This window comes from Pontixanthobacter sp. CEM42 (assembly GCF_017812015.1).
In the GTDB taxonomy this organism is placed as follows: Bacteria; Pseudomonadota; Alphaproteobacteria; order Sphingomonadales; family Sphingomonadaceae; genus Pontixanthobacter.
In genome coordinates this window covers 490,928-512,606 of sequence record NZ_JADQTN010000001.1, presented here as the reverse complement: position 1 = coordinate 512,606, position 21,679 = coordinate 490,928, and the positions used below count along the sequence as shown (strand labels likewise).

Here is a 21,679-nt window from a genome sequence, read left to right as displayed (position 1 = left end):
CCGGACTAAAAAAGCTTTCGGACTTCAAAACCCAGATAACGGCCCGTTGGATCAACCAATAGCGGCTGGAAACTGATCGGGATATCACCGTTGCTGTCGCGCACGATGCGGCGGCTATCGAAGATATTGTCGAACCGGAATGACAGGCGCATTCCTTTGAACAGGCCTTCGTCTTTCTTCAAGACTCTTCCCAGATCTGCGAACAGACGCAGATTAAACGTCGCAAGATCGTCCACGAACAAGTCGGTGCTGCCTGATGTACCGTTGCCATCGATCCGCGCAGTACCGGTGTAACGAACGGACAAACGTGTACCCAATCCATTGCGGAACGCACCAGCCTCGATCCGCGTACTATGCCGCGGTGTGCCGGTGCTGCTAAGACTGTCGCCATTGAGCAAATCAAGCAGCGGTCCGCCTGGTGCAATCAGTACTTCACGGTTGAGCTCGACCGAGTGATTGGCGTTGAAGAAAAACCGTCCGCGTCCGTCGCCGCCTCTGCCGAAGCCCCCGCCGCGCGCAACAGCAGGACGTCCACCGCCCTGCCCACCCGCCTGCGGTTGTCCGCCGGGAGCGCTGCACATACGCTCGCGGAACCGGCCAAGCCGCTCGGTATTGATGCTTCCATCGTCATTGCGCAGCCGCGCCATTATCCGTTGAGCCCGTTCAGGATCAAACACGGCAAGCTCTTCGGGAATGTTCCCGTCTTTGGTCGCCTCGACCAAGCGAGTCAGAACCGCTTCGCCATCATCGGCGCATATACGCTGCCGGAATGCTATGAAGGCCGTGCGCTGTTCTTCGCTCATATTGGCAAAGTCGGGGCGCCCGCCTCGTCCGCCTCCCGCTCCGCGACGTCCCGGCGGGCCATCGGTGCTACAAATACGCGTCCGGAATTGCTTCAATCGTTCGGTATCAATGGTGCCGTCTTCATTGCGCAAGCGGTTCAAAATCCGCTCTGCTTGAGCCGGATCAAACTCGGGGAACTCCTCCAACTTCTCACCACGATTGGCGGCATCAACCAGCCGCGAGAGAAAGTCTTCGCCGTCATCCGCGCATACGCGTTCACGGAACTTCATGAAGACAGCACGCCGACCCTCTGCGTCAGACTGGTCCTGATCTGCTCCCGGACGGCCGCCTCCGCCTCCGGAAGTGCCTTGTGGTCGCCTGCCCTCTGTGCGCGCACCTTCTGGACCAGCGCCTGGTCTCCGTCCGGCTTCGCCACCTTGTCCTTCCGGCTGCGGGCGCCTCTCGCCGAACGAACCCCTCAGGTTGAGGCCAAACGTAACACGCTCGGTTCGGGTCTCGAAATAATCAACGGGCCTGCGATCCAAGGCGACCAGCGTGCCGCCCGCATCGCGGGTTACGCGCCCCGGAAATGCGGCCTCAATCTCGGGCGTCAGGAACGGGAATGACGAGGACACATCACTGGAGGTATTGCGCGAATAGTCGATCCGGAACCGCGCATTATCGACAAATTCCCAATTGGCCGAGAAGCTCCAATCGGATTGCGTTTCGGCCTGAAGTAGCGGATTACCGCCAGATGTCACCGACACGAGCGACGTATCGCCAGTTGCAAAGTCAAACGTCGGTACATTCAGTGTCGTGATCTGCGGGTTACCAAGCTGACTGAGCGACGGCGGAACTTCACGCCAAACGTAAGTTGCTTGCAAGTTGAGACTCTTAACTGGCGACCAGGTAACGCCCCCCGTCAGCCGGTAAAGCGTGCCGAAGTCAGAATGGTGGTTGAAGCTCGCTCGTCCATTGAGGTTGATCGTGCCCAGCGCATCCCACACCTCGTCGCGCGCGCTCGTGATCGGAATACCGATGTTGAACCCGCCCGAAAGATCGCCGCGCGTCAACGAAATGGCAGAACCAGCTCTAGAGTCTTCGCTATCTATCCGGTTCCAGTCGTAACCGAGATCCAGGGTCGTCGAGAGCTCGCCCGCCGGTAGCTCAAGTGGGGAGCCGCGAAGCGTGAGTTTGCTGTTCCCGGAATAGGTTATGCTATTCGCCTCGTCGAAGCCTGCATCACCCTGCACCGGGATGACACCATCAATCGCAAAATTGCCAGCTGCAGCATCAGCAACAAGCGCGGTGACATCGGCGCGGCGACCAATTTGCGTGCGTGCATCGGTTATGCTGCTATCAGCAGTTGCTGTAAGTTGGAACGGTCCGAGGCGTCGATTGTAGCTGGCCGATGAAGAGAATACATTGGTGCGTTGGAGCGTCGTCAGAGGATTATCTGCATCGAATGTCCGGATTGCCGAGTTCCCCGCGCCATCGACTAAGGTCACAGTGTTCAAGCCTGAAAGATTTAGTCTGTCCGACCGATTAAACGTCGCATTCAAGCCGACCGAACTGCCCGTTTCCAACGATGATTTGGCATAGTTCGCCGTCGCTTCAATCTCACGCGCATCGGAAATCAGCGTGCGAAACTCAGCCGGATCGGGGTCCGTCGCAACATCAGGATCGCTGCCGGACGTCTGGGTGATGTCGCGCTCGCTTTCTGTCAGCGAGGATACATCGCTCAACTCAACATTCAGATTGATCCGGCCCGTTTTGGTGATCTTGAGCAGAGTGGCCTCCTGCTCGGTACGCGAATAACCGCCGATCGATGGTTCCTCATATTCGGCCTCTGCCGTGATCGCGCTGAAGTTTTCCTTCATGATGAAGTTCACAACGCGTCGATCAGGCGGGAAGCCGAACTTCTGTGCGGTCTCCTCAGGCAAGACCTCTACCTTGCGTATTGCTTCAGGCGGATACGATCGAAACTCGCGAAAACTACCAACCCGGACGCCGTTGATCAGAAATACCGGCCGACCACCGCCGCGCCCGCGTGTCGAACTGGTTTGCGGTTCAATTGCCGCCAAAAGATCGGTGATCGAATTCGCACCGAAGGCGGCAATATCTTCCTCTTCCAGCTCCAGTATAGGCGGCTGATCGGTCTCGACCTGACCGCGCAGACGCTGGCCTACAACCACGATCTCGTCACCTTGACTGATCGTCGACTGCTCGTCGTTCGTCGGCTGCGCTTCTACCTCTTGCGCAGCTCCGTTGGTGGGCAAGGCAAGTGCGACCGCAGCCGTCGAGCAAAGAAGTGTCGGGAAACGCATAAAAAACCTTTTTGCGAGATAGCGCCCGGGGGCAAGCGCCATTCGGTATCAAAGTGTCGCAATTTTAAGACAAAACAGTGAAAACTTGATCCCATACGCCTTAGGCTTCCCTTTTGTTCCGCCTGCTTGTATGGGCGCGCAACAGCAATCGACGAACTGCATAGGTAACGGAATTATATGGCTAAAGAAGAACTCCTCGAAATGCGCGGGAAAGTGGTTGAACTGCTTCCAAATGCGATGTTCCGGGTAGAGCTTGAAAACGGGCACGAAGTGCTTGGCCATACCGCTGGTAAGATGCGCAAGAACCGTATCCGCGTGCTCGTGGGTGACGAAGTTCTGTGCGAACTAACCCCCTATGATCTGACAAAGGCGCGTATCACCTACCGCTTTATGCCCGGCCGTGGCGGTCCTGGCCCCGGGGGCCAAGGTGGTCCCGGCGCCCCTACTGCTTGATTGCTGCGTGCGGCTATGACCGCGCCTGCTCTTATCCTAGCATCGGCCAGCCCGAGACGGCGCGAATTGCTCGCTCGGCTTGGTGTTGAGCCCGCACAAATCGCTCCAGCGGATATCGATGAGGACCCGCTGGACCAAGAATTGCCGCGTGATTATGCGCGCCGGATGGGGCGCGAGAAAGCTCTGGCCGCCGCATCGGCAAAGGGCCACGTTCTTGCCGGTGATACGGTTGTGGCTGCGGGGCGGCGCATTCTGCCCAAGGCTGAGGATGAAGCGACCGCACGCAAATGTCTGCAATTGCTATCCGGTCGTCGTCACCGTGTCTTGAGCTCCGTGGCACTGCTCGCGCCTGACGGTACGCTGCGCGAAAAGCTCAACGAAACTATCGTCAAATTCAAGCGTCTATCGGATCAGGAGATCGCGGGATATCTCGCCAGCGGCGAATGGGATGGCAAAGCAGGCGGATATGCCATTCAGGGCGCCGCTGAGGGCCTTATTGTGAGCATTCAGGGCAGTCACTCGTCCGTCATGGGCCTTCCGCTGTTCGAGACACGCGCACTACTCAAATCGGCGGGCTTCCTCGTTGGCTGAATGGCTGATCGAAGAAGGTATCGGCGAGCATCGCGCTTTGCTGGTCGACCAGGATCAGGTGATGGCTGCCCGGATCGATTGGCCCGGATCAGCCGGTGTCGGATTGATCGAAGACGCCACTCTGATTTCAAGAACAAAAGGCAGCACACGCGGCACAGCCCAGCTTGCCAGCGGCCAAGAGGTTCTCGTCAGCAAGCTCCCTGCGGATGCGCAAGAAGGTGCTCCGATCCGCATAGAAATCACGCGCAGCCAAATAGGTGAGAAATCGCGCGTCAAACGGGCGCAAGGTCGTCCTACCGATCTCGCTGTACGCTCGGCATTCAGTCTGACCGAAGCGTTCGCGGCAAACGGAGAAGCGGCGCGGGTCGTCCGCACACTTCCACATGACGAGTGGGAAGAAATCTGGGACGAAGCTTGGTCGGGAATATATGATTTTACCGGTGGCTCGCTCCACTTCTCTCCCACGCCAGCAATGGCCCTGATTGACGTTGATGGCCACGGTTCACCGCGCGAACTGGCTTTGGCAGCCTGTACGCCCATCGCTAAGGCTATCCGGCGGTTTGATCTGGGTGGATCCATCGGGATAGACTTCCCAACGCTTGCCGCCAAAGCGGATCGCAAGGCAGTGGACGAAGCACTCACAACAGCGCTCTCAGATTGGCCGCATGAGAAGACCGCGATGAACGGCTTTGGCTTTGTCCAGATTGTCGCCCGGCTGGAGCGCCCTTCACTGCTCCACCGGCTAACCTATTCGCAGACTGGCGCCGCTGCCCGGCGTCTGATGCGCCGCGCGGAAGCCATCTTCGACGCTGGTGCAATCCGGCTAACCTGCCATCCCGCGATCAAAGCCAAACTCACCACAGAGTGGCTTGCCGACCTTGCCAAACGTACCGGTAGAGAGATCAGGATAGAGATTGATCCCACCCTTGCTCTCGAAGCCGGTTTCGCGCAGGCCGTGCCATTATGAGTGCGAAACGCAAACCATGCCCGATCTGCAAGAAGCCGCGTAGAGAAGAGTTTCATCCCTTCTGTTCACGCGGATGCCGGGACCGTGATTTGAACCAGTGGTTCGGCGATGGATATGCCGTTCCGGGCCGCCCCGCTTCGCCCGATGAGATCGCCAAACAAGACTGGGAAAAGCAGGACTAAACTTCGGCGCGAATACCCCTTGCCAAGTCCGTCCAGCTTCGCCATACGCGCGCTTCCAATGCGGCGTTTGACAGTGTAAAACTCTCAAATAGACGCGATGCCCGAGTAGCTCAGTTGGTAGAGCACACGATTGAAAATCGTGGTGTCGGTGGTTCGAATCCGCCCTCGGGCACCACTTTCCTTGCGGAATTGGTCCTTTCTCGACAGAATTGGCTCTCAAAGCCCGCTTTCGGCGGGTATGAAGGTGCTTTGGCGCGTCCTTGCCGCACCAACTGCCCCGGACGCAAAAAGCGGCCTGAGAGAGGGAGGTCTCTCAGACCGCTTTCTAATCGGACCACGAAGGCCCTATTTCAGATCGCTATTACGTCTGATCGAATGATCAGAAGTTCAAGCGTGCAATCAAGTTGAAGCGGCGGTCATTGCGGAAGAAGTTCCGCGGCGCTTGCAATCCGCTTGCATCGATTGTTTGAGTCGTTTCGGTGATATCATCGAGCAGGTTAACCCCTTGGATGCCCAGTTTAAATTCTGGGGTAATATTATAGAACACCGATGCATCCAATTGGCCGGTTGCCTTCTGATAGATCGAAGCGAACGGGAAGATCACATCACGGGGGGTCAGCTGGAAGCTGCTCCGCCAGTTATATGCGAGACGACCTTCAAATCCGCCCTTCTCGTACAGACCGATCAGGTTGAAATTGTGCTTTGAAATGCGTGGGAAGACATCTGCATCCACCGCAAAACGTGCAGTCGGTGGATCATCACTGTTCAAGTTCGGATCCAGCGTATTCGCGACGCCCTGCGAATCGATGTAGGTGTATGTCGCCTGCATCCCCAGCCCGCTCAGGAAGCCTGGCAGGAAGTCGTAGAATTGCTGGTAAGCAATCTCGAAGCCTTTCACTTCACCATTCTCGTCCGAGTTGACCTCAGAGTTGCGCAGCAGGGTTAGACCCGGGACCTGCGCTGGAATTTCGATCGGTGCGAAAGCGATGAAATCATCGACGTTCTTATAGAAACCGGTGACGGTGATCGAACCGGCGTCATCAAAATACCATTCCCAAGAGAGATCGAGATTGGTCGAGATTTGCGGCGTCAGCGTCGCATTACCCGTAGCGTTGGCAGAGAAACCGCCAAACGTTCTTGGCGCGCCAACCGCTGCTTGCGTGTCAGGCAGAACGTTTACGCGGATACGTTCGTTGAGCTGGCTCACACCCGGCCGTGTCATTGTGCGTGAGGCTGCAAAGCGAATGACATGTCCACCGCCTGCCTCAAGCTTCATGTTGAGGCTCGGCAGCCACTCATCATAGTCAACATTGACTTGCTGTTCGAGGATTTGACCATTGCCAAACTGAGCAAGCAATGCTGCCCTATTCGCACACGCAGCCGGTTCCACGAAGGTCGGATTTGCCCGCCCTGCGAATGCCGGATCACATTGGTTGGTCGTCGGATCACCTGGCGCAGCGGTGTTCACCAAAGCCGGGAACAAAGTCGCGAAGCTATCAACGGTCGTCGTCGTATCAACCGAACGATCAGTACGCACATAGCGTAGGCCGATATTACCCGACAGTTCGCCGCCGAAGAAATTGTCCGAACCGAAATCGACGCGAGCGTAGGCAGCCCATGTCTCACGTTTCACCGAACCGATTTCACTCGGCAAGAACGGTGTTCCAGCCACTACGCCGCCGCGCTGCGTCAATGGTGTCCAACCACTCGGGCTACCGCCAATTGCGTTGATGACGTTGCCCCAAGCTGTCTGCCAGCCATCAAAGTCGTCCGCGCCGGGACCAACATATGTCGGCACCGGCCCCGTGAAGCCTGTCCCGATTCCGCGCTGATAATTGCCATAAACGAAGGTATCGAACAAAGGCGCGACCACTGCATCAATAGCCGGGTCAGCATTACCTTCAGGCAGAATCAGCGGGGTCGTCCCGCCGCCATTGGCAGCGAAGTTCCGGCCCGTCCAAACCTCTGAGATGTTACCCCAGTTGAAGTCCGATTCGCGGATCAGGATATCTTGGTCCGAATAGCGCACACCGGCACGAACCGAACGCAGCCAGCCATCATCAGAGAAGTCATATTCGACATCACCGCGGAAGGAGAGTGCCTCAGCTTCGTTCTGGGTGGTGTGGTCCATCGCAGAACGAATGAACGCATTGCGCGGATCGGTTGTGAAACCAACCAATGGCACTGAACCAACCGTCGAGTCGATAACTACCGGCGAGAAGAAGCTATAGTGATTGGTAAGGTCAAAAACCTGCGCCGTTGAATCGATATATTGCGCATCGAAGTTGAAGCGCAGACGATCCGTCGCCGAGAATTTCAGGTTGAAGCCGTAATCGGTTGTTAGATCCTCTTCCAAGCGATTGCGGTACAGGCCGATCTGCTGACCGCCCGTTGGTGACAGATTAGCGGAAGCCGCATTCGGGCCGCGCCACTGTGTATTGTCGCTAATCGTTCCCGATTGGAAGACACCGTTGTCATCAAATGTGAAGTCCGAACGGTCAAGTGCAGGCCGGCTACGCGGTGCCCCATCGAGACCTGTCTCAATGACATTTTCGCCCCAGTTGAGTGTGGAGTCAGAGCGAAGGAACTGAGCCGTCGCCAGCCACCGACCGTCATTGCTCTCAAATTGAGCAGCAGCGGCAATCGAGAAGCGTTCACGGTCAAATTCTTGTACACGGACCGAGCCACCACCCGGAATAAACAGTGGCTGACCATTCGCATCGGTAATCAGATTGTCATCTGACGTATCGTTTGGCGTGCCGCCATCATCGCGATCGCGATAATCACCGATACCGGTACCATCGCCGCGCGATTTCAAGCGGTTGTAAGAGATGTTACCGAGAATACCGAAACGACCCGCACCGGTTTCCCATTCGTTCGAATAGAGGAACGAGCCAGCAGGCGTCGCTTCGTTGGCAAGGTCAGTGAATTGCAGCTCACCGCTCAACGAAATGACTTGGCCCCGCTGATCAAAAGGAAGGCGTGTACGAAGGTCGATTGTACCTGCCGCACCGCCTTCAATAAGGTCAGCAGTGGAGTTCTTGAACACGACAACGCTGCCGAGAAGTTCGGGTGAAACATCTTCAAAACCGAGCACCCCGCCGGAGTTTGCCGCGAACACGTCACGGCCGTTCAGTTCCGAGCGGACAAACGGAAGTCCGCGAATAACAACGCCGCTACCCTCAACCGCAAAGTGATCCGGATCATTAGGGCCAGCGAAACGCAGTACCGAAACACCAGGAACACGCTGGAGCGCTTCCGAAACGGAACGATCAGGCAGCGAGCCGATATCGGATGCGGTAATCGCATCAACGAATGTATCGGAATCGCGCTTCAAATCTTGCGCTGTCTCAAGCGATGAACGGATACCACTGACAACGATTACATCACCGTCCTCGATATCTTCTGCAGCTGGTTCTTCGCCTGCTTGCTGCGCCATCGCTGGCGAAGCCGCCAACAAACCAATGGTTGAAACACCAAGCAGAAGCGACTTGGATGCAGCACCGAAACGAACTTGAGACCTGTCAGTCATTGATCCTCCCTTGCCGGCCCTTTTGGACCGCACGTTTTATAATCCCAGCTTGGTTTGACCGCAAATTGACAACCTTGTCAAGATTTATTGCCGAGTGAAGCTGTGGGGAATTCACGCCGCCAAAAAGTGTGACATTTTTAAGACTCTTTGCTCGGTGCGCGCCTTGGGCAGGCCAATCTAGCTTACCGCCTTACAGTTCTTGTCGATGAAAGACTGGTGCGCAGGCATAAAATCTGCAGCGGCATCAATTGTCTTACCAATGCTGGCGAGAACACCGTCGATTCGCTTAATGGGCATCTTTTCGATTAGCGGGTGATAGGATTGCGGCCGGTAACCTTGACCGTACAGCACTGCGAGCCAACTTGCGGTGCCGAAGATATCGTTTGGCTCCTCGAATATTCTGCCTGTCCCTTCCCACTGTGCAATGCGTCGTTTCAGATCGGCTGACGGCTCAATTATCTTGCAGTGACGCCAGAATGGTGTGTCGTCACGCTTGGTCGCCGTGTAATGAAGCACAAGGAAGTCGCGGACGAACTGATACTCGCGCAATGTCCGCGCATTGAACGCATCAATATCGGTTTGGTCGAAGCGCTTGTCCGGGAAGTGGGTAAGCAATCGCGCAAGACTTGTCTGGACCAGATGGATACTGGTCGACTCAAGTGGCTCCATAAAACCAGCCGCTAAGCCGAGCGCCAGAACATTCTTGTTCCAAAACTTCTTCCGGTGCCCGGTCAGGAAACGCAGAATTTTAGGATCTGCGATCGGCGCGCCGTCAAGGTTGCTCAACAGCGTCTCCGTGGCAGCCTCATCTTCCAGAAAGTCGCTGCAATAGACATAGCCATTGCCGGTGCGGTGCTGCAGCGGAATGCGCCATTGCCACCCTGCCTCGCGCGCGGTCGCACGCGTGTACGGAATAGGATCACCAACCTTCTCGCACGGAACAGCCACTGCGCGGTTGCAGGGCAGCCAACTGCTCCAATCTTCGTATCCTGTTTCCAGCGTTTGCTCGATCAGCAGGCCTCGAAAGCCCGAGCAGTCCACAAAGAAATCGCCTTTCAGTTCGGCGGCCTTATCAGTTGTCAGTGTGGTAACATGTCCCGTATCCGCGTCCTGATCGACAGTGACGATCTTACCTTCCACGCGCTCAACGCCGCGCGCTTCTGCATGTTTGCGCAGAAATTTGGCATAGAGCGACGCATCGAATTGAAACGCGTAGTTGATCCCAGCCAGCGCAGAGTCTGGACGATCCTTCACCGGCCGCATGAACTTCTGGCGGCGGCATGCCTCGACCATCAGCGAATAGGAAAACAGATCGTCGTCTCGCCCCGCCAGACTGCTGCGCACCCAATATTGGTAGAACGGGATCGCATCGAAATCCGCACCGAAATCGCCGAAGGGGTGGATGTAGGAATGCCCTTTCTCGAACCAATCGACGAATTCAATTCCGAGCTTGAATGTGGCGTTTGTCTCACGAACGAACTCGTCCTCGTCAATGCCGAGCATATCATTGAAAGCAATGATCGGCGGGATGGTCGCCTCTCCGACACCGACCGTGCCAATCTCTTCGGATTCAACCAAAGTGATCTTGGTTTTCGTGCCTTGCATCAGGTTCGACAAGGTCGCCGCTGCCATCCAGCCTGCAGTTCCGCCGCCAACGATAACGATGTGATCGAGCGCGTGGCTGGTCATGTTTTCTTCCGTTCCCAGCTGACCGGCTCAGCCTTGCTATAGCGATCGATGAACGCCTGATGTGCGGGCATTGCGGTGACAGTTTTCTGGAGCACACCGCGCATATTCGCCAGACTGCCCTTCACGTCACCATCGGACAAAGCATCTGCCATTGGATTGTAACCCTCAGGCCCCCATCCCTGCCCCGCTGCTACGGCGAGCCAACTGGTCAAATCAAACAGCTCGGCATCATATTTGAAAAAGCGCCCGTGCGAGCGGAGCAGATCCATCTTGCGCTCCAAACTATCGGGGATATCCATCGTGCGGACGTAGTTCCAGAACTCAGAATCATCGCGCGCCGTCGCTTTGTAGTGCAGGATCAGGAAGTCGCGAATGTGATCGAAATCATCGCTCATCAACCGGTTATATTCAGCACGCTCAACCGGAGCCTCTGACTGTGATGGAAACAACGAGATCAGCTTTGAAATTCCTGATTGAATCAAGTGAATGCTGGTCGACTCAAGCGGCTCAAGAAAACCCGATGAAAGACCAATCGCAATGCAGTTGCCGGACCAAAACTGGTTCCGTCGCCCTGTTGTAAAACGCAGATGATTGGGTGAAGTCAGCGCTTCACCTTCCAACGATTCAAGCAATTCGCACTCGGCGGCTTCGCTACCCTTAAACTTATCGCAATAGACGTGGCCGTTGCCCGTTCGGTGCTGCAACGGAATGCGCCATTGCCAACCGGCATCGCGCGCGGTGGAGCGGGTATAAGGTTCCGGATCGCCATCCCGGCGGCAAGCCACGGCAACGGCGCGATTGACCGGGAGCCATTGGCTCCAGTCCTGGTAGCCCGCCTCATACACGCCCTCGATCATCATCCCGCGAAAGCCGGTGCAATCGATGAACAGATCGCCCTCGATCCGCTGCCCATCTTGCAGCGCCAACGCTTCAATCAAACCGCTTTCGCTGTTCTGTTCGACATCACCGATCAACCCTTCGATCCGGCTTACACCTTGTTTCTCCGACAGGCGTCGCAGGAAAGCGGCATAGAGCCCCGCGTCGAAGTGAAACGCATAAGCAAGCTTGTTCAAAACCGGCCCGTGATCCTTTTCAGGCCGCATGAACTTCCCGCCATAGCCAGCCAGTGCATTAAGCGAATATGCGTCGAGCGAATGGTCTTCACCCGCTTGTTTTTGCCGAGTCCAGAAATGGTGGAATTCGATCCCTTCCAGATCGAAACCATAGGTGCCAAACGGATGGAAATAGCGTTCGCCCAACCCGCCCCAATCCACGAATTCGATACCGAGTTTATATGTCGCCTGCGTTTCCCGAACGAAGTCGTCTTCGTTGATGCCTAGGTGATCGTTGAATTTGCCAATAGGCGGGATCGTCGCTTCACCCACACCGACAGTACCGATGGCTTCGGATTCAACCAGCGTGATATCGACGCCAGATCGACCGCAAAATTTGGACAAGGCGGCAGCGGTCATCCAACCGGCGGTTCCGCCTCCAGCGATAACAACACGTTTGATTGCGTTCTCACTCATGCGGCTGCCTCAATCTGCTTTTGCAGCTCGACAACTTGCGTGCGCAGATTGCCAAGCCATGTGTGGAGTTCCGCCTCGGGCAAACGCTCTGCCAATCGTTCGGGCCGTTTTGGCAGATATCCCTGCGCCATGAGTGCCGCCAGCCATTCGCATGGTTGGAACACTTCGTAATCCTCGCTCGGAATACGTCCGCAGGCGCTGAACACATCGATTTTCCGGGCCAATGCCGGGCGCGCCCTCATTGCGGCCTCGTCACCTTCTATCAGGCAAGCCATATCGGTGATGCGCTGCTCCTCGGCAAAGTAGATACGATTGAACTCGGCACTGTCGGCAGCAACGCTCTCATGAGTGGGCACAAGGCTAGCGAAGCGGGATACTGCCCGTTGCAATCGAAAGAGCTCAATGCCGGGAATATTGCAATCGCCAGCGATCCAAAGACAGCGGTTTGTCCAGCCGGATTGCCGTCGGCCCAATGCCGTCGCGGCAGCGCCATCACTGGTCACATCGACCACAAAATCTGCGCCGATTTCGCTATCAGCAATCGTGATGCGAAGCGGCCACTCAGCGCTATCACTCGCCAAGATTCCGTCAAGCGCGCCGCCCGTCCCAAGCACACCAAATCCCATCGCGGCATTCACAAGCGATTGTGCGTAGGCTGCGCGGTCTAACCTCAGTCCAAAAGGCATTTTGAAACTCGCCGCAGATTCGAATGCCAACCCGCGTTTCGCTTCGTGGAATGCAAGCGGCAACGAATAGTCAGCGAGCTGGTTCGCCAACCCGTTTTGCGTCGCACGTAGCCAGTAGTGATGAAAATCGACACCGTTGTTCGCAATACCTGCGGGCGCGAATGGTAACAGGACCGGACCGGCACCTCCCTGCACTTCAACCGCAAATAACGGGCTAGCGATGCCCTGTTTGCACAAGGTCACCGGATCAATCCCAAGCTCTGCATTGAACCGCAGCATGTCAGGCCGCGCGACCACATCGCCTGTCTGTCCCGTCTCACGTGCAGAAATGACCACGACTTCAGTGCCAGCAGGCCCGCACGCCTTCGCTAGATACGCAGCCGCCAATGCAGCAGGTAATCCATCTCCCGCAATCGCAATTCGGCGGAAAGGCTGATTGCCGCTCATGCTGCGCTCATCGCCAAACCATTGGTGGAGAGAAACTCGCCATGGTCATCCATGCCCGATGCCGCTTGGTCCATGTGCGTTCGCAAGCCGGCCAGGTGCCGACGAATTTCATCCGCATCAAGCTGATCGACACGCCAATCATAGCCGGTCGGTTCAATGCGCTGCCCTAGCAAAACCGCGATCCAGCTTGGCACCAGGAATAGCCCGTGATCATAGGACGCGATCCGTCCGCTGGCCCGGAACAATTCCATCTTCTCGGTGAGCGATGCAGGTACTTTCATTGTCCGCATGTAGTTCCAGAAATCGGAATCATCGCGCTCCGTCGCGTGGTAGTGCAAGATCAGGAAGTCGCGAATACGCTCAAACTCCAGATCCATCTTGCGATTATATTCCTCGGCCTCAACTGTGAAATCAGAAGTATCAGGAAACAGCTCCAGCAGTTTGGTGATACCTTCCTGGATCAGATAGATGCTGGTCGATTCCAGTGGCTCCAGAAAACCACCTGACAATCCAATCGCAATGCAATTGCGGTTCCACAACTTACGTCGTTTACCAGTCGCGAAACGCAATATGCGCGGGTCCGCCAGCAACTTGCCATCCAAATTATCAACCAATGCCTGCTGCGCAGCATCGTCAGAAGTAAATCCGCTTGAATAGACGTGTCCGTTGCCGGTCCGGTGCTGCAATGGAATACGCCAGCGCCATCCCGCCTTGTCGGCAGTAGCGCGCGTATACGGCAGCAACGGCCCAGCGCTTTCGCAGGGTACAGCGACAGCTCGATCGCAGGGTAAGAAGTCCGACCAGCTTTCGTAGCCAGTCTCCAGCGCCTTCTCGATCAACAGACCGAAAAACCCGGTGCAATCGACAAACAAATCGCCCGCTATTTGCTGGCCGTCCTCTAGCGTGACGCTCGTAATGTCGCCGCTTTCGCTATCCTGATGAACGCCGGTGACTTTACCTTCAATCCGCGTCACTCCGCGTGCTTCACCGTGTTTGCGCATGAAGGGGGCATATTGAAGCGCATCGAACTGATAAGCGTAGCGATATGTCGAGAGAACCGAGCGCGGATCGTCGGAGGGCCGCTGGAACTTGCCCTTGCGGCAGGCAACAACCGGCAGCGAGTATTCATCAAGCGGTCCGACATCCGGATCATTCCGCATCTTTGACCAATATTGATGAAACGGAACGCCTTGATTGGCGAGGCCAAATTCGCCGAACGGGTGAATGTAACTGTCACCCTTGCGCGCCCAATCGACAAATTCGATACCAAGTTTGAAGGTCGCTGAGGTTGCAGCCATGAACTCGGCCTCATCCACACCGATTGTGTCGTTGAACAGCTTAATATGCGGTAGTGTAGCCTCGCCCACCCCAACAATGCCGATGGCGTCCGATTCTATCAGGGTGATCTTGAGGCCGGTCGACCCAAGCATGCTCGCGAGGCCCGCTGCGGTCATCCACCCAGCGGTGCCACCGCCAATGACGACCACCTGCTTCACCCGCTTTGCAGAGCCTGCTCCGCTCAAAATGATCCCTCCCCGACTGATCGCAAGAATGGCACGATTACCGCTCCGATCATACCTGCGACGTGTTGTTTTATCGACTTTACCACCACGCTCTCTTGACGCCTCTATACTATTAGTCATATCTGATTGACAACGTAAGACAAGAATTTGGACGGGGATCGCTATTTTGGCACGGTTCGAGCGCGTACGAATGGGTATGGTCGGTGGAGGCGATGGCGCTTTCATCGGGGCTGTTCATCGCATGGCTGCCGCGCTGGATGGCCGGATTGATCTCGTCTGCGGCGCTTTCAGCCGTGATCATGACAATTGTCGGCGAACCGGCGAGTCGCTCGGGCTTGAGGCGGATAGATGCTACGAACGTTATAGCGAAATGTTCGCCAAGGAAGCCGCGCGCGCAGATGGTACGAAGATGGAATGCGTCAGCATTGTCACGCCCAATCATCTGCATGTCCCGATTGCCAAAGCCGCGATAGAGGCAGGCTTCCATGTCATTTGCGACAAGCCAGCCGGCATTTCCTTCGACGAAGTTGTCAATTTGGCCAAAACCGTCGAACAAACTGGCGCCCATTTTGCGCTAACGCATACTTATCTTGGTTATCCGCTGGTATGGCAGGCACGGCATCTTGCTGCACAGCCTGAGTTCGGATCAATCCGCAAAGTGCTGGTCGAGTATCCGCAGGGATGGCTCGCAGGCGATGCCGAGAAAAGCGGTAGCAAGCAGGCCGCATGGCGCGTCGATCCACAATATTCGGGCCCTGCCGGGGCGATGGGTGACATCGGTAGTCATGCGCATAGCTTGGTCGAATTTATCACCGGATCGCGCATGGACACAGTCGCCGCGCGGCTACGCAGTCATTTTGATGATCGGGTGCTCGACGATGACGGTGAGGTCAGCTTCACTCTCGCGAACGGTGCAACCGGCACGTTGATCGCCAGTCAAGTTTGCGTTGGGGAAGAGAACTCGCTTTCGATCCGTGTATATGGCGAGCATTCCAGTCTGACATGGAAGCAGATGGAGCCGAACACGCTGACCGAACGACGTGCCGACGGTCTCATTCGCATTCATCGTCCAGGGACTGACAAACCGCTTTGCGATGAGGCGCTCGCCCGGTGCCGCCTGCCTTCTGGTCACCCTGAAGGCTATCTGGAAGCATTCGGTAATCTCTACCGCGATTTCGCCAATATCATCCGCACACCGACCTACAGCCCGACAACGCCACTACCCGGTATCGCCGAGGGTTTGCGCGGCATGGCATTTCTCGAAGCGGTTGTGGCGAGCAGTAAGAACGGTGCTGAATGGACTGAACTTGCACCCTCGCCCGAATTCCGCGGTGTCTTAGGAGCATTGCCATGAAAGAGATAAAAGGCCCAGCCATTTTTCTCGCCCAATTTATGGGTGACACAGCGCCCTTCAACAGTCTCGACAGCATTGTCGAATGGGTCGCCAGCCTTGGCTACAAAGGCGTGCAAATACCCTCCAACGATCCGCGCTGCATGGATCTGGATCTTGCGGCGGAAAGTCAGGATTACTGCGACGAGTTGATCGGCCGTTGCGCCGAGCATGGCGTCGAAATCACCGAGCTCTCGACTCACCTGCAAGGTCAGCTCGTCGCGGTACACCCTGCCTATGACGAATTGTTCGATGCGTTTGCACCGCCAGAAGTCCACGGCAAACCGGCAGAGCGGCAGGAATGGGCCGTCGATCAGATGAAGAAAGCCGCGGTTGCCTCGCGGCGACTGGGCCTGAAGGGTCACGCCAGTTTTTCCGGCGCGTTGATGTGGCATCTGGTCTATCCATGGCCGCAACGCCCCGCAGGACTTGTCGAAGCGGGTTTCGCCGAGCTAGCCAAGCGATGGACACCAATTTTAGACGTGTTCGAAGATAACGGTGTCGATGTTTGCTACGAAATCCACCCGGGCGAAGACCTGCACGATGGCGCGAGCTTCGAACAATTCCTTGACGCAGTGAACGGCCATAAACGCGCCAACATTCTCTACGACCCGAGCCATTTCATGCTCCAGCAGCTGGACTATCTTGGCTTCATTGATCGCTATCATGACCGGATCAAAGCTTTCCATGTGAAAGATGCAGAATTCCGTCCCGATGCACAGACGGGGGTCTATGGCGGGTACCAGAATTGGGCAGACCGTGCGGGCCGCTTCCGGTCGCTGGGCGACGGTTTGATCGATTTCCGGCAGATTTTCAGCAAGCTGACCAAGCACGGTTTTGACGGTTGGGCTGTGCTCGAATGGGAATGCTGCTTCAAACATCCAGAACAAGGCGCTGCCGAAGGCGCACCGTTCATCGCGGACCACATCATCCGCCCCACGGAATACGCATTCGATGATTTTGCAGGCGGGTCGACCGACCCTGCACAAATAGCACGAGCTCTCGGGATCGCGAGACGTTCAGAATAGGCCTTAGCGCCGGACGATCAAAAGATCGGCGGCCATCAGGAGAGGGAATAATGGAAGCAATCGAATATCAGCGCACACGCCTGTTTTGGATCGGCGTGTTGGCGCTTTTCATTGCGGCGATGTTATTCGCCCTACGCACAGGCCTGATTGGTGAAATGCGAGTCGAGGTTTACGCCGGATTGTCCAATCCGGGCGAAGCCATCGGTGCAGCATTTGGTGCAGCTTTCTTAGGCTTCGGATTTACACTTTTCCTCGCCAGCCCGCTCCTTGACAATCTGGGCATCGGAAATGTCCTACGCGGTGCCGGTGTGTGTTTCGTAGGCGGAACGCTCCTTGCCATTCTGGGATCAGCCACTGCCGACGCTGAACAAGCACGCAGCCTGTTTTGGTACGGGATGCTGCTGCAAGGGATCGGCTGGGGCGCGACCGAAGCGGCGATCAATCCGATGACCACCGCGCTCTATCCGGAAGACAAGACGCACCGGCTCAATGTCCTTCATGCTTGGTGGCCTGCGGGTATCATCATTGGTGGTTTTATTGGCTTCGGAGTCAGCACATTCGAAATGCCATGGCGTTATGCAATGGCAACGGCGCTGCTGCCGTCGCTTGTTTTGATTGTCCTGCTGCTTGGCGTGAAGTTCCCGCCGACAGAACGCGCAGCCGATGGTGTGTCATTCAAAGATATGATGCTGGAAATTGTTCGCTCTCCTGGCTTTCTGATCTGGTTCGGCGCGATGTTGCTGACCGCATCGATCGAACTCGGCCCCGGCGCGTGGATCAACGCTGCCCTATCGGCCAAAGTTGGTTTTAACGCCGTCCTGCTGTTGGTTTACGTCGCTGGCCTGATGTTTGTGGTGCGCCACTTCGCCGGGCCATTGGCAAAGCGGTTCTCCAACGTCGGTCTGCTATGGATCTGCAGCTTCCTTGCAATGGTCGGACTTTACCTGATGGCCAAGGCACAAAGCCCCGTCATGGTTGTCGCCGCGACGACGGTGTGGGGCATGGGCGTCAGCCTGCTTTGGCCCACAATGATGGCATCCGTATCCGAACGCTATCCGCGCGGTGGCAGCTGGTTTATCGGTCTGATCGGTTCAGCCGGGGCATTGGCGATTTACTTCCTGCTGCCGGCTTTGGGCCGGATGTATGATGCATCCATGGCGGCGAAAGCGGGTGGCAGCGACGCACTCAATGCACTGCGCGAAGCCGGAACCGCCGATGCAACTGCACAACTGACAGCCATTGAGGCGCAGGCCGCACCTGAAGCATTCGAGGCCGTCGCCCTGATGCCAATACCATTGCTGGTCGTGTTCGGAGCCATCTGGCTGCTCGATCGCCGCAAAGCCGAATCCAGCGGCGATGCACCAGCCACTCCAGCAGAATGACAGGACATAGTGCGATGAATTCTCCAACCCAGATACGCATGGATCGGCGTTCCGCCTTGCGCGGGATCGTGACCGTTTCGGGGGTTGCAGTTGCACTCCCGCTGATGGGTTCGCTTGCAGGTTGCTCCAGCACAAATGCGGATCTCTCGGGCAAGGCAGAGCTGATAGATGCGGTCACCAATCTGACTATTCCGGAGACTGACACACCCGGTGCTCGGGCCGCTGGTGTTCCCGCTTATATCAAGGCGGTTTTCGTCGACCACTTCACTGAAGAACAGCAAGATGACTTCGCGGTGGGTCTAGCGGCCTTTGACGAGATGGCAGTCGCAACAGGTGCAGCCGACTTCGCTGCTGCGTCAGAGGACATCCAGAAGCTGATCCTGACCGAGCTCGACAATGGCGCGAATGATATGTCCGGCAAAGCCACGTGGCAGCAGCTGCGCGATATGACGATCTTCGGATTCTACACATCCGAACAGGCGACAGAAGAGCTGTCATTTGAGGAAATACCAGGCCGGTATGACGGCTGTCTGCCGCTTGAAGAAGTGGGCCGTGCTTGGCTCGACCGCGGCGTCTGAGTTCATCGTAAGGGAAATTGAATAGTAATGTCTGAAAACACACCTTTCGATGTCATCGTTGTCGGTTCGGGAATGTCCGGCGGTTGGGCGGCCAAAGAGTTCTGCGAAAAGGGCATGAAAACCCTCGTTCTGGAACGCGGTAAAATGACCGAGCACAGCGTCGATTACGCTGGCGAGAACCAGAACCCATGGGACATGAAACATCGCGACAGGGTCGACCCGAAACTCGCGAATGAAGAATATCCGGTGCAGCAGACATGCTACGCTTTCCGCGAGAGCACGCGAAACTTCTTCATCAACGACAAGGAGAACCCGTTCTCGGTCGAAGATGGCAAAACCTTCGCATGGCTACGCGGCGATCAGGTCGGCGGAAAGTCATTGATGTGGGCGCGGCAAAGTTATCGCTGGAGCGATACCGACTTCGGCGCAAACAAAGCCGACGGCCATGGTACTGACTGGCCGATCCGGTATGCCGATGTAGAGCCATGGTATGACTATGTAGAGAAATTCGTCGGCATTAGTGGCTCGGCAGAGGGTTTGCCGCAATTGCCCGACAGTATCTTCCAGCCCCCTATGGAACTGACCTGCGTCGAGAAGGACGCTAAAGCCAAAATCGAAGCAGCTTTTCCCGGACGCAAGATGATACCGGGTCGCGCGGCGCATCTGACCAAGCCGACCGAAGAGCAAATGGCGCTCGGTCGTGGCTCATGCCAATACCGCAACCAATGCGAGCGCGGATGTTCTTTCGGCGCGTATTTCTCGAGCGTATCAGCGACGCTTCCTGCGGCGAAAAACACCGGTAATATGACTCTCGTCTCGGACTCGGTCGTCGAACGGATCCTGTATGATCCGGAAACCGGCAGAGCGACCGGTGTGCGGGCAATCAACCGCAAAACCAAGGAAAGCACTGACTACCAGGCGCGCGTCATTTTCATGTGCGCATCGACCATCGGAACCGTGCAAGTCCTGCTTAATTCCAAGTCTGACAGTTTCGAAAATGGCTTCGCTAATTCGAGCGGGACACTCGGTAAGTATCTGATGGACCATCACACAAGGATCGGCGCGGAAGGCGAATATCCCGGCTTCGAAGATGACTATTTTGCCGGACGCAGACCGAACGGTATTTACATCCCGCGCTTCGTCAATTTGGGCGGCGACACGGACAAGGACTTCGTTCGCGGCTACGGATATCAAGGCAGCAGCTCGCGCAGTTCATGGACGAGAGCGCTGGGAGGGCGCGGCTTTGGCGAAGACCTGAAGAATGAGTTACGCCAACCCGACGGGACGTGGCGCCTGCGAATTCAAGGCTTCGGCGAGATGCTTCCGCGTGAAGAAAACCAAGTCCGCCTCCACCCGACCAAGACCGACGAATACGGCATTCCGCAAGCGCATATGGACGTCGATTGGTCCGATAACGAAGCAAAGATGCGCGTCGCGATGAAAGCCGATGCAGTCGCTATGTTGGAAGCGGCAGGATGCACCAACATAACGCCATTCGAAGGCGAAGCGATACCGGGTCATTGTATCCACGAGATGGGTGGCGCACGCATGGGCCGCGATCCCAAAACCTCGGTCGTGAACGGGCGCAACCAATGCCACGACGTGCCCAACGTCTTCATTACTGATGGATCATCATTTTCGTCGGTCGCGTGCCAGAACCCCTCGCTGACCTTTATGGCACTGACCGCCCGCGCAGTGGACTTCGCCGCAACACAAATGAAACAGGGATTGCTCTGATGGATCTTCCGACACTTAACCGCCGCCGTTTTCTCGAAGGCAGTCTCGCGAGTAGCGCAGTGCTCCTAGCGGCCTGCAATGGCGCTGCACCATCGGGTGCGGCGGCAGTGGCAAAGCCCTACACCGATAAGCTCGGTATCCAGCTTTACACATATCGCGAACTTTTCGAGAAGGACTATGAAAGCGTTCTCAAAACGCTCGCCGAGATTGGTTATAAGGATCTCGAATTTGCCGGATATTTCGAGCACGATCCCAAAGCAGTCAAAGCGACGATGGATGCTCTAGGACTGGTGAGCAATTCCACCCATGTCCGCGTCGAGCAATTCCGCGAAGGGTTTGACGAAGCCATCGAAACGGCTGCGTTAATGGGGCAGACAAAATTGATCCTGCCATGGCTCGCGCCCGAAGAGCGCAATATGGACAATTACCGCGCGATTGCAGATTTGCTCAATGAGCGTAGTTCCGCAGCAAAAGCCGCAGGCATGACGGTTGGCTATCACAATCACGAGTTTGAATTCGAAACTCTCGATGGCGAAGTGCCGTATGACGTTTTGCTCGAGCGCACCGACGCCGATGCGGTAACCATGGAACTCGACTTTTTCTGGGCGCACAAAGCGGGCGTCGATCCGATTGAACTCTTCAAAATAGCACCGGGACGTTTCACGGCCTGCCATATCAAAGATTCGTCAGCCACTGGCGAAATGGTCAATATTGGTGACGGCGTTATCGACTTCGCGGCAATCTTTGCCGAAACCGAACTCGCTGGTCTCGAGTGCTTCTATGTCGAAAACGACGACACCACCGATCCCGCCGCCTTCGCCAAAGCCAGCTTTGACTTCTTGAACAGTTAAGCGG

The 21,679-nt window shown here is 56.4% G+C and carries 16 protein-coding genes and 1 tRNA gene; 11 read left to right on the top strand and 6 right to left on the bottom strand.

Annotated elements, in window-relative coordinates; translation table 11 throughout:
• Window positions 1-5: 5 nt before the first annotated feature.
• On the bottom strand, window positions 6-3,110 hold the full coding sequence (locus tag J9777_RS02375; protein WP_209347194.1) for a hypothetical protein: 3,105 nt from the start codon (window positions 3,108-3,110) through the stop codon (window positions 6-8).
• A 177-nt stretch (window positions 3,111-3,287) separates the two neighbouring features.
• Here J9777_RS02375 and infA point away from each other — a divergent pair, with 177 nt between their 5' ends.
• The 5 genes from infA to J9777_RS02350 all read left to right on the top strand — a co-directional run bounded on the left by infA (window position 3,288) and on the right by J9777_RS02350 (window position 5,478).
• Window positions 3,288-3,563: a translation initiation factor IF-1 gene (gene infA, locus J9777_RS02370; RefSeq protein WP_209347193.1), complete on the top strand. Its 276-nt coding sequence runs from the start codon at window positions 3,288-3,290 to the stop codon at window positions 3,561-3,563.
• Between the two features lie 15 nt (window positions 3,564-3,578).
• Window positions 3,579-4,154 carry a Maf family nucleotide pyrophosphatase gene (locus J9777_RS02365; protein ID WP_209347192.1) on the top strand — a complete coding sequence of 192 codons (576 nt, stop codon included), beginning with the start codon at window positions 3,579-3,581 and terminating at the stop codon, window positions 4,152-4,154.
• Window positions 4,147-5,121 carry a ribonuclease E/G gene (locus J9777_RS02360; RefSeq protein ID WP_209347191.1) on the top strand — a complete coding sequence of 325 codons (975 nt, stop codon included), beginning with the start codon at window positions 4,147-4,149 and terminating at the stop codon, window positions 5,119-5,121. Before J9777_RS02365 ends, J9777_RS02360 begins: the two co-directional genes overlap by 8 nt.
• Window positions 5,118-5,303, top strand: coding sequence for a DNA gyrase inhibitor YacG (gene yacG, locus J9777_RS02355; RefSeq protein WP_209347190.1), 186 nt, complete (start codon window positions 5,118-5,120; stop codon window positions 5,301-5,303). The genes J9777_RS02360 and yacG overlap by 4 nt, the downstream gene beginning before the upstream one ends.
• A gap of 99 nt (window positions 5,304-5,402) precedes the next feature.
• Window positions 5,403-5,478: transfer RNA gene (locus J9777_RS02350), tRNA-Phe, on the top strand.
• Between the two features lie 204 nt (window positions 5,479-5,682).
• Here J9777_RS02350 and J9777_RS02345 read toward each other — a convergent pair.
• The 5 genes from J9777_RS02345 to J9777_RS02325 all read right to left on the bottom strand — a co-directional run bounded on the left by J9777_RS02345 (window position 5,683) and on the right by J9777_RS02325 (window position 14,709).
• Window positions 5,683-8,835 (bottom strand): TonB-dependent receptor, encoded by a 3,153-nt coding sequence (locus J9777_RS02345; RefSeq protein ID WP_209347189.1) that lies wholly within the window; start codon window positions 8,833-8,835, stop codon window positions 5,683-5,685.
• A 177-nt stretch (window positions 8,836-9,012) separates the two neighbouring features.
• Window positions 9,013-10,524: a tryptophan halogenase family protein gene (locus J9777_RS02340; protein ID WP_209347188.1), complete on the bottom strand. Its 1,512-nt coding sequence runs from the start codon at window positions 10,522-10,524 to the stop codon at window positions 9,013-9,015.
• On the bottom strand, window positions 10,521-12,053 hold the full coding sequence (locus J9777_RS02335) for a tryptophan halogenase family protein (protein ID WP_209347187.1): 1,533 nt from the start codon (window positions 12,051-12,053) through the stop codon (window positions 10,521-10,523). The genes J9777_RS02340 and J9777_RS02335 overlap by 4 nt, the downstream gene beginning before the upstream one ends.
• Window positions 12,050-13,186 carry a tryptophan 7-halogenase gene (locus J9777_RS02330; RefSeq protein ID WP_209347186.1) on the bottom strand — a complete coding sequence of 379 codons (1,137 nt, stop codon included), beginning with the start codon at window positions 13,184-13,186 and terminating at the stop codon, window positions 12,050-12,052. The genes J9777_RS02335 and J9777_RS02330 overlap by 4 nt, the downstream gene beginning before the upstream one ends.
• Complete coding sequence (locus J9777_RS02325; protein ID WP_245228476.1) at window positions 13,183-14,709, bottom strand: tryptophan halogenase family protein; 1,527 nt, start codon at window positions 14,707-14,709, stop codon at window positions 13,183-13,185. Before J9777_RS02325 ends, J9777_RS02330 begins: the two co-directional genes overlap by 4 nt.
• Before the next feature lie 190 nt (window positions 14,710-14,899).
• Here J9777_RS02325 and J9777_RS02320 point away from each other — a divergent pair, with 190 nt between their 5' ends.
• The 6 genes from J9777_RS02320 to J9777_RS02295 are packed head-to-tail and all read left to right on the top strand — an operon-like array spanning window position 14,900 to window position 21,675.
• Window positions 14,900-16,063 carry a Gfo/Idh/MocA family oxidoreductase gene (locus J9777_RS02320; protein WP_209347184.1) on the top strand — a complete coding sequence of 388 codons (1,164 nt, stop codon included), beginning with the start codon at window positions 14,900-14,902 and terminating at the stop codon, window positions 16,061-16,063.
• Window positions 16,060-17,127: a sugar phosphate isomerase/epimerase family protein gene (locus tag J9777_RS02315; protein ID WP_209347183.1), complete on the top strand. Its 1,068-nt coding sequence runs from the start codon at window positions 16,060-16,062 to the stop codon at window positions 17,125-17,127. The genes J9777_RS02320 and J9777_RS02315 overlap by 4 nt, the downstream gene beginning before the upstream one ends.
• A 50-nt stretch (window positions 17,128-17,177) precedes the next feature.
• Complete coding sequence (locus J9777_RS02310) at window positions 17,178-18,509, top strand: MFS transporter (RefSeq protein ID WP_209347182.1); 1,332 nt, start codon at window positions 17,178-17,180, stop codon at window positions 18,507-18,509.
• A 14-nt stretch (window positions 18,510-18,523) separates the two neighbouring features.
• Window positions 18,524-19,087 carry a gluconate 2-dehydrogenase subunit 3 family protein gene (locus tag J9777_RS02305; protein ID WP_209347181.1) on the top strand — a complete coding sequence of 188 codons (564 nt, stop codon included), beginning with the start codon at window positions 18,524-18,526 and terminating at the stop codon, window positions 19,085-19,087.
• Window positions 19,088-19,114: 27 nt separating this feature from the next.
• Window positions 19,115-20,824, top strand: coding sequence for a GMC family oxidoreductase (locus tag J9777_RS02300; protein WP_209347180.1), 1,710 nt, complete (start codon window positions 19,115-19,117; stop codon window positions 20,822-20,824).
• Window positions 20,824-21,675 carry a sugar phosphate isomerase/epimerase gene (locus J9777_RS02295; RefSeq protein ID WP_209347179.1) on the top strand — a complete coding sequence of 284 codons (852 nt, stop codon included), beginning with the start codon at window positions 20,824-20,826 and terminating at the stop codon, window positions 21,673-21,675. Before J9777_RS02300 ends, J9777_RS02295 begins: the two co-directional genes overlap by 1 nt.
• Window positions 21,676-21,679 lie beyond the last annotated feature (4 nt).

Coding starts and splice junctions, on each gene's coding strand:
- J9777_RS02375 (WP_209347194.1), bottom strand. CDS start 3,110: ATGCGTTTCCCGACACTTCTTTGCTCGACGGCTGCGGTCGCACTTGCC.
- infA (WP_209347193.1), top strand. CDS start 3,288: ATGGCTAAAGAAGAACTCCTCGAAATGCGCGGGAAAGTGGTTGAACTG.
- J9777_RS02365 (WP_209347192.1), top strand. CDS start 3,579: ATGACCGCGCCTGCTCTTATCCTAGCATCGGCCAGCCCGAGACGGCGC.
- yacG (WP_209347190.1), top strand. CDS start 5,118: ATGAGTGCGAAACGCAAACCATGCCCGATCTGCAAGAAGCCGCGTAGA.
- J9777_RS02345 (WP_209347189.1), bottom strand. CDS start 8,835: ATGACTGACAGGTCTCAAGTTCGTTTCGGTGCTGCATCCAAGTCGCTT.
- J9777_RS02340 (WP_209347188.1), bottom strand. CDS start 10,524: ATGACCAGCCACGCGCTCGATCACATCGTTATCGTTGGCGGCGGAACT.
- J9777_RS02335 (WP_209347187.1), bottom strand. CDS start 12,053: ATGAGTGAGAACGCAATCAAACGTGTTGTTATCGCTGGAGGCGGAACC.
- J9777_RS02330 (WP_209347186.1), bottom strand. CDS start 13,186: ATGAGCGGCAATCAGCCTTTCCGCCGAATTGCGATTGCGGGAGATGGA.
- J9777_RS02320 (WP_209347184.1), top strand. CDS start 14,900: ATGGGTATGGTCGGTGGAGGCGATGGCGCTTTCATCGGGGCTGTTCAT.
- J9777_RS02315 (WP_209347183.1), top strand. CDS start 16,060: ATGAAAGAGATAAAAGGCCCAGCCATTTTTCTCGCCCAATTTATGGGT.
- J9777_RS02310 (WP_209347182.1), top strand. CDS start 17,178: ATGGAAGCAATCGAATATCAGCGCACACGCCTGTTTTGGATCGGCGTG.
- J9777_RS02305 (WP_209347181.1), top strand. CDS start 18,524: ATGAATTCTCCAACCCAGATACGCATGGATCGGCGTTCCGCCTTGCGC.
- J9777_RS02300 (WP_209347180.1), top strand. CDS start 19,115: ATGTCTGAAAACACACCTTTCGATGTCATCGTTGTCGGTTCGGGAATG.
- J9777_RS02295 (WP_209347179.1), top strand. CDS start 20,824: ATGGATCTTCCGACACTTAACCGCCGCCGTTTTCTCGAAGGCAGTCTC.